This window comes from Hydrogenobaculum sp. 3684 (genome assembly GCF_000213785.1).
Classification (GTDB): Bacteria; Aquificota; Aquificia; order Aquificales; family Aquificaceae; genus Hydrogenobaculum.
Genome location: NC_015557.1, coordinates 403586 through 416455 on the forward strand (window position 1 = coordinate 403586; position 12870 = coordinate 416455).

10 protein-coding genes are annotated in these 12870 nt (G+C 33.0%); 5 read left to right on the top strand and 5 right to left on the bottom strand.

Going from position 1 to position 12870, the window contains the following annotated elements:
* Positions 1 to 15: 15 nt before the first annotated feature.
* Genes HYD3684_RS02350 through HYD3684_RS02370 form a run of 5 tightly spaced genes read right to left on the bottom strand, consistent with a single transcriptional unit; the run spans position 16 to position 7212 of the window.
* Positions 16 to 915, bottom strand: a complete 900-nt coding sequence (locus HYD3684_RS02350) for a DUF58 domain-containing protein (protein ID WP_015419091.1) — start codon at positions 913 to 915, stop codon at positions 16 to 18.
* On the bottom strand, positions 912 to 1865 hold the full coding sequence (locus HYD3684_RS02355; protein WP_015419092.1) for an ABC transporter permease: 954 nt from the start codon (positions 1863 to 1865) through the stop codon (positions 912 to 914). The genes HYD3684_RS02350 and HYD3684_RS02355 overlap by 4 nt, the downstream gene beginning before the upstream one ends.
* Positions 1852 to 2532: a fumarylacetoacetate hydrolase family protein gene (locus HYD3684_RS02360; RefSeq protein ID WP_015419093.1), complete on the bottom strand. Its 681-nt coding sequence runs from the start codon at positions 2530 to 2532 to the stop codon at positions 1852 to 1854. Before HYD3684_RS02360 ends, HYD3684_RS02355 begins: the two co-directional genes overlap by 14 nt.
* A 23-nt stretch (positions 2533 to 2555) precedes the next feature.
* Positions 2556 to 6002, bottom strand: coding sequence for a chromosome segregation protein SMC (smc, locus tag HYD3684_RS02365; protein WP_015419094.1), 3447 nt, complete (start codon positions 6000 to 6002; stop codon positions 2556 to 2558).
* A 1-nt stretch (position 6003) separates the two neighbouring features.
* Positions 6004 to 7212, bottom strand: coding sequence for an argininosuccinate synthase (locus tag HYD3684_RS02370; protein WP_041112948.1), 1209 nt, complete (start codon positions 7210 to 7212; stop codon positions 6004 to 6006).
* Between the two features lie 223 nt (positions 7213 to 7435).
* On the opposite strand from HYD3684_RS02370, the gene HYD3684_RS02375 reads away from it, so the two are divergent.
* From HYD3684_RS02375 to der, 5 genes are all read left to right on the top strand, one after another.
* Complete coding sequence (locus HYD3684_RS02375) at positions 7436 to 8887, top strand: ATP-binding protein (protein ID WP_237698643.1); 1452 nt, start codon at positions 7436 to 7438, stop codon at positions 8885 to 8887.
* A 77-nt stretch (positions 8888 to 8964) separates the two neighbouring features.
* Positions 8965 to 10128, top strand: coding sequence for an LL-diaminopimelate aminotransferase (locus tag HYD3684_RS02380; protein WP_015419096.1), 1164 nt, complete (start codon positions 8965 to 8967; stop codon positions 10126 to 10128).
* Positions 10125 to 10310 carry a Trm112 family protein gene (locus HYD3684_RS02385; RefSeq protein WP_015419097.1) on the top strand — a complete coding sequence of 62 codons (186 nt, stop codon included), beginning with the start codon at positions 10125 to 10127 and terminating at the stop codon, positions 10308 to 10310. Before HYD3684_RS02380 ends, HYD3684_RS02385 begins: the two co-directional genes overlap by 4 nt.
* Positions 10288 to 11565, top strand: a complete 1278-nt coding sequence (locus tag HYD3684_RS02390; RefSeq protein WP_015419098.1) for an FAD-binding oxidoreductase — start codon at positions 10288 to 10290, stop codon at positions 11563 to 11565. Before HYD3684_RS02385 ends, HYD3684_RS02390 begins: the two co-directional genes overlap by 23 nt.
* Positions 11566 to 11577: 12 nt before the next feature.
* Positions 11578 to 12867, top strand: a complete 1290-nt coding sequence (gene der, locus HYD3684_RS02395) for a ribosome biogenesis GTPase Der (protein ID WP_041112949.1) — start codon at positions 11578 to 11580, stop codon at positions 12865 to 12867.
* Positions 12868 to 12870 lie beyond the last annotated feature (3 nt).

Below are 12870 nucleotides of genomic sequence, written 5' to 3' on the forward strand. Positions count from 1 at the left end.
TTTAAGATTATAACATTATACAGTGGATAAAAATCTTAGAATTTTTATATAATGAAACGAAGAATCCCCGGGTGGTATTTTAAATCCATACCAATCAAGACCCACTTTTGCATTTTCTTTGGAAGCTTCTACCAGTATATAGCTCATGCAAGACAGCTTTTGTTCTAAGTCCATATCAAAATCCTCTGGTTTTAGTATGATTTCTTTGCTTATAAAATCCGAAAAATCATTTACCATCAACTTTTGCACTTTGGCGGAAGCTTTCCAGTTTATATACTTTGGATGTTCGTTATGATATTCTCTTATTTGATAAAGATCTTGTCCTTCGTTCGTCTTTATAAAACCTTTTTCCGATTTGTAGTTAGCTGTATTTATTTTGCATTGTTTTGGGTTTGGATATACGTATATATCTGCTGGGACTGTATACTTTATCTCTCTATATGCAAAACCAAAAGGAAAATCAGAGGATATGTAAACCTCAAGCTCTTTGTAATTGCCTCTTTTTTCAAAAGTTATTATAAGCTCTATCTGTTTTTCTTCTTTGGCTTTTAGCATAAAAAGAGATTTTTCATAAACTATTTCAAAGGTTTTATATGTTTTAAAAAATCTTTTTACATCTTTATTTAAATCTTTTGCCACAAATATATTTATAAGAAAAGAAGGCCAGCTTTTTTTATTTTTTATAGATATGATAACTTTCCCTGGTTCATTTGCAAAAAAATCATAAGCTTTTATAAATGTAAGTTCTAAAAATTTAATATTGTAGTATGATATAATGCCACTTATTATCATAAAAGCCATCATAAAGGATGTGATCATGTAAAGGAGGTTGTTGGCGGTATTTATGGCGGCAAATCCAAAAAGAAGCATGATGATAATATAAAATATACCAAGTGGGGTTATCTTTACATTCATCCTTGCTCTGATAGCCCGTCTCCTAAGAGGTTTAACGCCACTATAAGTAAAAATATCACAATAGCTGAGGATAGCGTCCAAGGATAGAGCAGTATAGTGTATATGCTTTTTGGTAGCATGTTTCCTAAAGATGGATATGGTTCTTCTATACCAAGCCCTAAAAAGCTAAGAGAACCTTCAGCTACTATGTAAGCAGGTATAGATAAAACTGCGCTTATCACGATGTAGCTTTTTATGTTTGGTAGAATATGTTTAAATATGATATAAAAAGGGTTTGCTCCGTAAAATTTTGCAACATTTACATAATCGTATTCTCTTATTGATAAAACCATTCCCCTTATAATCCTTGAAAAGGGTGCAAAACCAAAAAACGACAAAATAAAAACAATCATTCCAAACACATAAACCCCAGATATATCAAGTGGGAAAAGCGCTCTTATAGATAGCATAAGATAGAATGTAGGCATAGCCATCATAACTTCTACCAATCTCATCACTATGTTATCTAAAATACCACCTACATATCCGGCCAAGCTACCTATTAAAGTACCTATTGTAATTGTGGTAATAGCACCTATTATAGATATTGCAAGTGAGACTCTTAAAGCGTATAAAAGTCTAGAAAATTCATCTCTTCCAAGGGCATCTGTACCAAGTAAAAATATATGCCCACAGTTTGGTCTAAAAAGCTTAAAACCGTTTTTTGATTTTATGAAAAAATCTATATAACAGATTTTATTTTTATCCTCCATATAGGTTCTAGTTAGAGATTGGACAGGTTTTAATTTGTATATATAAAGCCCATGTAAGGATAAATGTAGAGGAGTAGGTGGGGCAAATACATAGTCTCTAAATTGCTTTTTATACGAGTAAGGGGCTATAAAATCTGCACCTATAGCAAGGATTGTTAAGAATACAATTACACTAAGTGCAAACTTAGTTTTCCACATCTTCTTTAACGATGTTTGTTAAAATACCTATACCTTCTATCTCTATACTTACTTTGTCTCCTATTTGCATAGGACCAACACCCGGTGGTGTACCTGTTATGATAATATCGTGTGGATAAAGACTCATAATATGCGATACAAAGCTTATAATCTCATATACATCAAATATCATATCTGAAGTGTTGCCACGTTGCTTCAATTGGTTGTTTAGATACGTTTTGATATTTAGATTAGATGGATCTACGTCTTTTACTACCACTGGTCCTACAGGACAAAACGTATCAAAAGATTTTGCTCTTGTAAACTGGATATCTTTTTTCTGCAGATCCCTTGCCGTGACATCGTTTGCTATAGAAAAGCCCAGTATTGCATCTTTTGCATCTTTGTAAGAGAGTTTTTTGGATGTTTTAGATATAACTATAGCAAGCTCTCCTTCGTAATCAACTCTTGTAGAGGCTTTTGGGTATATTATATCTTCTTGATCTAAAATGATGCTGCTTGTGGGCTTTAAAAACAAAAGGGGTTCTTTTGGTATATCCATATTGAGCTCTTTGGCATGGGCTTTATAGTTTAGTCCAACGCACACAACTTTTGTGGGCTTAAATTCTATTTCTTCATTTTTTCCTAAAAGCCAGATGCTATCGTTTTTTCTTTGAAATCTATACATGGAATCTAATTATAGCACAGATTTTAAGACACTTCTTTTAAAGATTTGAAGGTAAGGGTTTTTGAAATACCGTCTTTGTTGGTTACTCCTATAAGCTTGTCTGCAAAGTTTGCTAGGTTTTCTCTGAGGGTTACCACTATAAACTGCACATTTTTTGATTTTTCTTTTATCATCTGGCCAAGAAGATATGCATTTGCCTCGTCTAAATGAGCATCTATCTCATCAAAGTAATAAAACACCGATGGTTTATACTCTTGTATAGCAAAGATTAGAGATATTGCCGCTAATGTTTGTTCTCCTCCAGATATTGCTTCTACGTACTGCACATCTTTTCCTCTTGGTTTTACAAATATAGAAACACCGCCAGAAAATGGGTCCTCTTCGTTGTCCAAAGATAAATCCGCTTTTCCTTGATAAGATACTTTAGCGTATATTTCTTTGAAATTTTTTCTTATGTTGTTAAAAGCTTCCATAAAAGCGCTGTACTTTTTTCTATCTATCTCCTCTATCATAGCCTTTATCGCTTGCTTGTCTTTGATGAGTTGATCTAATTTTTCTTTGTAGTCTTTTAATCTGTTTAGGGTTTCTTCGTATTCTTCTTCGGCTTTTAGATTTATATCGCTCATGCTCTCCAAAAGTTTTTTGGTACGCTCTAATTCTTCTTTTAATTTTGAAGCGCTTTGGTTTTGCTCTTCGTAGATGGTACCGTCGTACTCCTTTTCTTTTAGAGCTTCGTTTATAGATTCTATCTTTGTTTGAATTCTTGTGATGTCGTTTGATAAAGAGCCAATCTCCTCCAAAAGCCTTTCGTGCTCTAGTTTAAGACCACCTAGTTCTGATTGTAAATTTTTTTGCTCTTTTTCTAAAAGCTCTTTCTCTTCGTAAAGCTTATAAAACATTGCATTTGATTCTTTTAACTCTTCTTCTGCGCTTTTTAGTTCAAGTTCTAAAGACATTAGCTCTTGTTCTAAACTCTTTATTTGAGAATGAGCTCCAATAAGTTCTTGCTTTTTTTGGTCTATAGAGGATTTTACATATTCTATATTTTTTGAGATGTCATTTTTCTTTAGTTCTACGGTGTTTAGTTCTTTTGTTTTGTCTAAATGAAGCTTTTTGTAATATTCTATGCTATCTTTAAGCTCTTTTATCTCTTTGCTAGTATAGTATGAAAGTATATCTTTTTTTCTAAGTTCTAAGTTTGTAAGCTTTTCTTCTATATACTTTATCTCCTCTTTTAAAGGTTCTAACATCTCCAATAACTCTTTTTTCTTGTTTTCTAAGTGCTCTATGTATTCTTCACCAGATTTTATACGCTCTAATATATTTGATTTTTGTAAAAGCGTATCTTTTTTTTGATTTTCCAAATCTTTGATATACTTTGTATTTATTGCTATTATGCCTTCTTTTTCTATGAGAGTAGACTTTGCTTTGCTAATGTTTTGATCGAGTTGTTGTTCTTTTTCTTTTAAGAGGTTATATTTTTCGTTTAAAGATTCTAGTTTTTCTAAAAGGGCTTTTTTGCCGATGTTTGAGTGTTGTTTTGCTTTTCCTCCTGTTATAACACCGGTTTTTTCAAATACCTCTCCTTCTAATGTTACACATCTATAGTTTTGTAGGCTTTTAGCCACATCAAAGCTCTCTACCACAAGAGTATCACCAAAAACAAAGCTTATGGCAGGCTCCAATGTTTTATCGTAATCAACAAGCTTTAGTGCAAAGTCTATATATCCGCGCTGTCTTGGATAAGGTGGTAAACTTTGGGTTTTTATACGGTTTAAGGGTATAAAGCTTACTCTTTTATCAGAGTTCTTTTTTAAAAGCTCAATACAAGTTTTTGCTACTTCTTCAGATTCTACAACCACATAAGAAAGCCTAGCCCCAGCCGCAGCTTCTATAGCTGTTTTGTATTCTTCGTCTTTTAAGCTTATAAGATCTTCTACTTTACCATAAACACCTTTTATATTTTGGAATATATAAGTATCATCATCGTTGTATCTAAGCTGAGACTCTATTCTTGCTTTTTCTGATATGATTTGCTCTATTTCTTTTTTTGTTTCTGTCAAAGAACTTGTATATTTGGCTATAGTTTGCTGTATCGCCTCTATAGAAAGTCTTGCCTCTTCTATATTTTTTTGGAATGTTTTTAATTTTTCTTCAACAGAGTCTTTTTGTTCTAACGCTTGTAAATCGGCTTTTAGTCTTTGTATGTCGTCTTTGTATCTATTTTGTTTTTGGGATATATCTTGAATTTGGTCTATATATTGCTGGTATTGTTTTTTCTTTTGTTCTAAAATAGATTTTAATTCTTTTTCTTTTTTTTCTATTTGTTCTATCTCCTCTGGTGAAAGGTTTAGCTTTTCTTCGGTGGATTTTAATTCTTTTTCTTTTTCTTTTATTATATGTTCTATATTATAAATCTCTTTTTCTTTTGAAAGTTTTTCTTGCTCTACTTCTAAAAGCTCTTTTTCTAGATTAAGTAAATCTTTTTGAAGAAAATCAATCTTTTTTTCAATATCTTCTTTATGGGATAACTCTTTTTTTAGTTCTTTTTCTTTTAAGGCTTTTTGCTCTTTTATATATTCTATCTTTGCAGATAGCTTACCAGAAGATTCTCTGTAAGGAAGAAGGGTTTCTTGTAAGTTTGTTATTTTTTGTTCTACATCCTTTAGTTCTTTGGTTTTAATATCTATGGTTTCTAAAAGTTTTGAGCTTTTAGTTTCTAAAGCTTCTTTTTCCTCGGAAGTCTTTTGTAAGTCCTTTAAAAGGTTTTGTTTTTCTTTTAAAAGCAAAACACACTCAAGTATATGTTTTTTCTCCATTAAAGCTTTGTATTGACGGAGCCTTTCTTTTTCTTTTTCAAATTTTTCTAAATTTGCCTCTAGTTCTTCTACTAAGGGTTTTAGTTCTCTTATTTTTATATCAGCTTCTCCTAGCTCTTCTAAAGCAAACTGTCTTTTTTGCTCGTATTCGCTTATACCTGCTACATCTTCTATTATTTTTCTTCGCTCTAAAGGTGTCATTTTTACAAATTTTACTATATCTCCTTGTAATACTATGTTGTAGCCTTCTTTGTATATGCCACCTCTTGCAAGTATTAGATGCAAATCTTTTTCTCTTATAATTTTGCCGTTTAGTTTATATAAGCTTTTACCATCTTTATAGATAATCCTTGTAACTACAAACTCATCGTATCCAAATATCTGTGGGTTTGAAAAGTGTACATCCACCTGTGCAAAATCTTCTCTTTGGCCTTGTTTTGAATATATAAGGTGTGTGAGGTTTTTAGCCCGCATGGTTTTTGATGTGGAAAGCCCAAGACCAAAGGATATGGCATCACCTATGTTTGATTTGCCAGCACCGTTTGGCCCCACTATCCCTACAAAGCCCTCCCCTATTGGTATTTCTAGTTTTTCTGTGCCGTAGGATTTAAAGTTTGTAACTACAATTTTTTCTATATAGGCATTTCCCATCTTATTTTTGATTTTTAGCTTTTACACGACCTAAAACTTTTAAAGGTAAGCCGTAAACCTTTGTAAACATAGCACCAGCTTTATGATCAAAAGCATCTTTTTCTGTGTAGGTGGAAAGCTCTTCAATATATAGAGCGTTTGGAGATTTTCTCCCCACCACATCTATATTACCTTTGTATAGCTTTAGTCTTACTGTACCGTTTATATATTTTGATATGTTGTTGTTAAAAGCGTCCAAAGCTTCCCTTAAAGGAGAAAACCAAAGCCCTTCATATACTAAATTTGCGTAGGTGTTTGATACATGTCCTATTAGATACTGATAAGTGTATTTGTCCAAAGTCAAAGATACTAAGTCGTTGTAAGCTTTGTATAAACACATAGCCCCTGGAGCTTCGTAAATCTCTCTACTTTTTATGCCCACCAACCTATTTTCTACCATATCTATACGTCCTACGCCGTGAGGAGCTGCTATATCATTTAGATGTTCTATAAGCTTATAAAGAGTATCAAAGCTTTTACCGTTTATAGCTACAGGAGTTCCTTCTTCAAAGGTAATCTCTACATATTCTGGAGTATTTGGTGCTTCTTCTGGATCTTTTGTGATTTGATAGGCATCCTTTGGTGGCTCTTGATAAGGGTCTTCTAAGATACCACATTCTATAGATACACCCCAGAGATTTCTATCTATAGAGTATGGGTTTTCTTTTGTAGCTTTTACAGGAATGTTGTATTTTAAAGCATATTCTATCTCTTGCTCTCTTGATTTAAATTCCCATTCTCTTACAGGTGCTAATACTTCTATGTCTGGATTTAAAGCCCAAGCAGATACTTCAAATCTCACTTGGTCGTTTCCTTTTCCGGTGGACCCATGGGCTATATAATCTGCATTTCTTTTTTTGGCGTATTCTATAAGTTTTTTGGATATCAAAGGCCTTGATAAAGAAGCCGTCAAAGGATATTTACCTTCATACAAAGCCAAAGCTCTAAGGGTTGGAAGACAAAAATCTTTGGCAAACTCCTCTCTTATGTCTTCCACTATAGCCTCTATAGCCCCAGCTTTCCTAGCTTTTTCTGGTATTTCTGAAAGCTCTTCTTTTTGCCCTACATCTGCTGTGTAGGTTATAACTTCAAAACCCCTTTCCGTAAGCCATCTTACTATGATAGATGTATCCAAACCACCAGAATAAGCAAGTATCACTCTTTTTGCCATTATATTATTATACTTCAAAAACAAAAGTTTATAACTTAAACACATTGTAAGATTTTTCTAAAACTTTTTAATTAAATTTATAACCTACCTTGACTCATTAATCTGAATAATTAACTATGGTATAATTACATCATGAAGCTTTTACCAATAGGTATACAAACCTTAAGAGATATTATAGAGGGTGGTTTTTACTATGTAGATAAAACTAGATAAAACACATTTTATACCAAAACTAACAAGCAAATATTACTTTCTATCCCGTCCCAGAAGGTTTGGTAAATCTCTTTTTCTTGATACACTAAAAGAAGCATTTTCTGGCAACAAAGAACTATTTAAAGGGCTTTATCTATACGATAATTGGGATTGGGAGAAAAGATATCCTATTATAAAGCTTGATTTAAGCCAAGCTTATCCAGATACAGAGGAAAATCTTATAAAATCATTAGATTCTTTCCTAAAAGCTGTAGCAAAAGAGCATCAAATAACCTTAGAAGAAGAGATACTAGGCCTAAAATTTAAAGAACTCATCCAAAAGCTATACGAAAAATACAATCAAAAAGTGGTGGTACTTATAGATGAATACGATAAACCAATACTTGATGTAATAGAAGATATAGAAAAAGCAAGAAGAAATAGAGATATACTAAAAAAGTTTTTTGAGATACTAAAGCCCTCCGATCCTTATCTAAAGCTTGCCTTTCTAACAGGTGTATCGAGGTTCTCAAAAGTATCAATCTTTAGCGGTTTAAACCAGCTAAACGATATAACCATAGACCCAAGCTTTGCCACTGTTTGCGGATATACCCAATCTGAGCTTGAAAGTGTGTTTGAAGACAGATTAAAGGATTTTGATAAAGAAAAGATAAAAGTCTGGTACAACGGCTACGCTTGGCTTGGAGAGAGTGTTTACAATCCTTTTGATATATTGCTTTTGTTTGATAAGAAAATGTTTAAACCTTACTGGTTTGAGACAGGGACACCTACATTTCTTATTAAGATGTTTATGAAAAATAGATACTACATCCCAGAGCTTGAAAACCTTGAAGTAGGAGATGAGATTTTGTCAAACCTTGATGTGGATAATATAAGGGTAGAAAATCTTTTGTTTCAAGCTGGTTATCTTACCATAAAAGAATTTAAAACAAAAGGCAACAAAAACTTATACACACTATCTTTTCCAAACCTTGAAGTAAAAATGAGTTTTAACGACTTTTTCTTAGGCTATGTGATAGAAAATATTTCTTTAAAAGATAAAACTGAAATAGGTCTAATAGAGGCTTTTGAGAATAGACAAGTAGAAAAATTAAAAGACATCTTACATAGATTTTTTGCAAGCATTCCACATGATTGGTATAGGAAAAACGATATAGACTCGTATGAAGGTTTTTATGCATCTATTGTATATGCACTTTTTAACGGAGCAGGGCTAAATGTAATAGCAGAAGACAACACCAGCAAAGGCCAAATAGATCTTAGTGTCTTTAACCAAGACAGCGTTTATATAATAGAGTTTAAAGTGGTAGAAGACAAAGAAGAAGGCGTTGCTTTAAAACAGATAAAAGAAAAAAGGTATTATGAAAAGTATAAAGGCAAATACCAAGAGATCTATCTAATAGGGATAGAGTTTAGCAAAAAAGATAAGAACATTGTAAGTTTTGAGTGGGAAAAGATATAGTATTAATCTTAGCTTATAACATAAGTTTACTAATAAGATAATATGTAAAATTTTAAAAAATATTTTATAATATTCCTATGGAATTTGAGTTTTCTGAAAGGCTAAAGGTTTTACCACCTTATTTGTTTGCGGCTATTGATAAAAAGAAAAGGGAAAAGGCTGCTCAAGGAGCAGACATAATAGATTTGGGTATAGGCGATCCAGACCTCCCAACGCCAAAGCCTATAGTGGAAGCTGGTAAAGCGGCTTTAGAAAAACCAGAGCATCATAGGTATCCATCCTATGAAGGTATGTATGCTTTTAGGAAAGCTGTAGCAGATTGGTATAAAAAGCGTTTTGGTGTATTGCTAGACCCAGATAAAGAAGTTGTGACGCTTATAGGTTCTAAAGAAGGTATAGCTCATTTCCCTCTTGCTTTTGTAAATCCTGGAGATTACGTGCTTTGTCCAGATCCTGGTTATCCGGTTTACAAGATATCCACTATCTTTGCCGGTGGCATTCCTTACATGTTGCCCCTAAAAGAGGAAAATGGATTCTTGCCAGATATAGATTCTATACCTCAAAATGTGTTACAAAAAGCCAAGATAATATGGGTAAACTATCCAAACAATCCCACCTCTGCAAAAGCCCCGGACTCTTTTTATAAAAAGCTTATAGACTTTGCTCATAAATACGGTATTGTAATAGCCTCTGATTTGGCTTATTCTGAAATATACGCATCAGAACCGCCTCGCTCTATTCTTGAATTTGAAGGAGCTAAAGATGTGGCTATAGAGTTTCACTCTTTATCCAAAACTTACAACATGACTGGTTGGCGTATTGGTATGGCAGTTGGTAATCCAAGTCTCATAGCTGGTCTTGGCAAGATCAAGACAAACGTAGATTCAGGGCAGTTTCAAGCCATACAAGAAGCAGGTATAAAGGCCCTTAGCTTAGACGATAGCGTAGTTCAAAATCTTAGAGATATATATAAAGAAAGAAGAAAAGTTATGACAGAGGCTTTAAAAGCCATAAACCTTGACGTATTCGAATCAGATGCCACATTTTACCTTTGGATTAAAGTGCCAAAAGGTTTTACCTCTGCTGGTTTTGCAGAGCTTTTGTTAGATAAACTTGCCATAGTGGTAACGCCGGGTAGTGGTTTTGGTGAAGCGGGAGAAGGTTATTTTAGGATATCTCTTACCGTAGATACAAATAGACTAAAAGAAGCAGCCGATAGGATAAAAACACTTACTTTATGATAAACAAAGAACTATTAGATATCATAGCTTGCCCTAAATGCAAGGGCGAGCTTCTTTACAATGAAAAGAAAAATATACTAATTTGTGGTAATTGTAAACTCGTTTATGAAATCGAAGAAGATATACCAATTCTTCTTGTAGAACAAGCAAAACCTCTTGATGAATACATCAAAAAACCTTAGCTTTCTCTGTGGGTGGGGTAGATTTCCTTGTATAGAAGCAAATGTTTTAGATAAAGTAGATTTTTCTAAAATCTTTATACCAAGAGCTTACGGTAGAAGTTACGGCGATGAAGCTTTGTATAAAAACGTATACGATACAACGGGTTTAAATCTATTTTTAAATGTAGATTTTGAAAAAGAATGTATAGAAGTTCAATCTGGTATACAACTTCAAAAAATATTGGAATTTTTATTACCAAGAGGATACGCTTTGCCTATAGTTCCTGGTACTTCTCTTATAAGCGTAGGTGGTGCTATAGCAAACGATATACACGGTAAAAGCTCAAAGGGGGTTTTTGGAGATTTTGTAGAAGGTTTTGAAATAATAACACCAAGAGATGTTTATCTATGTTCTAAAGAAAAAAACAGTGAGCTTTTTTGGGGTGCCATAGGATCAATGGGTCTTCTTGGAGTTATCACAAAAGCTAAGCTAAAGATAGTAAAGGCAAGTCAGTATATAAGACAAAATATCATACCTACCAAAGGCATAGACAAGGCTATAGAGTTGTTGGAAACATTTGACAAAGATTACGAATTTTCAGTATGTTGGATAGACGCTTTTACCGAAAATGCTTTGGTAATGTTTGGGGATTATGAGTATTATGAAAAGCTTCCTCTTGATTTAAAATTTAGTTTTAAGGCTTTTAAAAGCAAAAAAACAATAGATATACCTTTTGTGATGCCAAACTTTATTTTAAACGATATTAATATGAAAGCTTACAATGTTTATTATTTTACCAAGATGCCAAAAGGCGAGTCTTTGGTACATTATTTTGATTTTTTCTTTCCTTTGGATAATATAAAAAATTGGAACAGACTTTACGGTAAAAGAGGTTTTTTGCAATATCAGCTTGTAGGACCAAAAGAGGCTTGTCTTGAAGTTTTTGATATTATAAAATCTCATAAGATATATCCATATCTAGTGGTGTTAAAAAGAATGAAAAACGCTTCAAATAGAGTGTTTTCTTTTGCGAAAGAGGGCTTTACGCTGGCTTTAGATTTTCCAGTGAAAGATGATGTCCTTAAGATGCTTCATAAATTTGACGATGTCGTTGTGCGTTATAACGGACTTATATACATGGCAAAGGATTCAAGGCTTCCTAAAGACGTGTTTTGGCATATATACAAAGACCAAATAAAAGCTTTATTATCTTTAAAAGCCAAATACGATGAGAATTTTATACTAAAGTCTTTGATGTCAGAACGGCTTTTGTGAGATAATTAATAAATGGAGAAAATCGTTATAACCGGAAGAGCAAACGTCGGTAAGTCTACACTATTTAACAAGATTTCCAAAAAAAGGATATCGATAGTAGAAAATATACCAGGGATCACAAGAGATGTGATAGAGTCTAAAGCTGTTTTTCAAGATAAGGTTTTTAAGCTGGTGGATACCGGTGGTTTGACAGATTCTAAAGAAGAAATATCTCAAGCTATAAGGGATAAAGTGCTTAAACTTTACAAAGAAGCTTATAAGATAATATTTGTAGTAGATGGCAAAGCTGGGCTTATACCAGAAGATAAAGATATTGCTAAGCTTCTTTACCCTTACAAAGAAAAAGTTTATGTGGCGGTAAACAAAACAGATAGTAAAAAAGCCAGCGCTTCAGAGTTTTACGAGCTTGGGTTTGACAACGTATTTGAGATTTCAGCCACTCATGGTACTGGTGTTTTTGAGCTTTTAGAAGAGATAACAAAAGATTTACCATCAATGGAAGAGATAGAAGAAAAGGCTGATTTTATAAAACTAAGCTTTATTGGAAAGCCAAACAGCGGAAAATCTTCTTTGCTAAATTCTATTTTAAAGCAAGATAGAGTAATAGTTTCAAACATAGCAGGTACTACAAGAGACGCTGTTGATGTAGAATTTAGTTATGAAGGTAAAGATTTTATCTTGGTGGATACTGCTGGTATAAGAAGGCCTTCAAATATAGATTATGGGATAGAGTTTTTTGCGGTAAATAGAAGTTTAGAAGCTATAGAAAAATCAGATGTTTGTGCTCTTGTGATAGATGCCACAGAAGGAGTTTCAAGGCAAGACATGAGGCTTGCCAGTCTTGTGAATAGAAAAGGTAAGGGGCTTATAGTGGTATTAAATAAAATAGATTTGATAAAAGACATCGAGGCTCTTAAAAAACACGTAGATAAAAAGTTGGAGTTTGTTTATTTTGCTCCAAGAGTTTACGTATCTGCAAAAGAAGGTATAAATGTTTTTTCTATATTGCAAAAAGCTATAGATATTTACGAAGAATATTCAAGACCTATCAAGACTTCCTATGTAAATAGAACTGTAGAAAAAATTTTAGAAGAGTATCCGCAAAACTCTACAAAACCTATAAAAGTTTATTATACAGTGTTTTCGCCAAAGCCACCAACCATCGTGCTTCATACCAACAACAAAGATTTTTGGAGAGAGGATTATCTTAGGTTTTTTGAAAAAAAAATAAGAGAAAAACTAAATATAAACTATGCACCTTTAAATATAATATTAAAAGAGCATCAAAAGAAAGAGGTATAGATT

Excerpts from the sequence above, each read along its gene's own strand:
- HYD3684_RS02390 (WP_015419098.1), top strand. The coding sequence starts at position 10,288 with ATGAATACATCAAAAAACCTTAGCTTTCTCTGTGGGTGGGGTAGATTT.
- smc (WP_015419094.1), bottom strand. The coding sequence starts at position 6,002 with ATGGGAAATGCCTATATAGAAAAAATTGTAGTTACAAACTTTAAATCC.
- der (WP_041112949.1), top strand. The coding sequence starts at position 11,578 with ATGGAGAAAATCGTTATAACCGGAAGAGCAAACGTCGGTAAGTCTACA.
- HYD3684_RS02355 (WP_015419092.1), bottom strand. The coding sequence starts at position 1,865 with ATGTGGAAAACTAAGTTTGCACTTAGTGTAATTGTATTCTTAACAATC.
- HYD3684_RS02350 (WP_015419091.1), bottom strand. The coding sequence starts at position 915 with ATGAATGTAAAGATAACCCCACTTGGTATATTTTATATTATCATCATG.
- HYD3684_RS02370 (WP_041112948.1), bottom strand. The coding sequence starts at position 7,212 with ATGGCAAAAAGAGTGATACTTGCTTATTCTGGTGGTTTGGATACATCT.
- HYD3684_RS02380 (WP_015419096.1), top strand. The coding sequence starts at position 8,965 with ATGGAATTTGAGTTTTCTGAAAGGCTAAAGGTTTTACCACCTTATTTG.
- HYD3684_RS02385 (WP_015419097.1), top strand. The coding sequence starts at position 10,125 with ATGATAAACAAAGAACTATTAGATATCATAGCTTGCCCTAAATGCAAG.
- HYD3684_RS02360 (WP_015419093.1), bottom strand. The coding sequence starts at position 2,532 with ATGTATAGATTTCAAAGAAAAAACGATAGCATCTGGCTTTTAGGAAAA.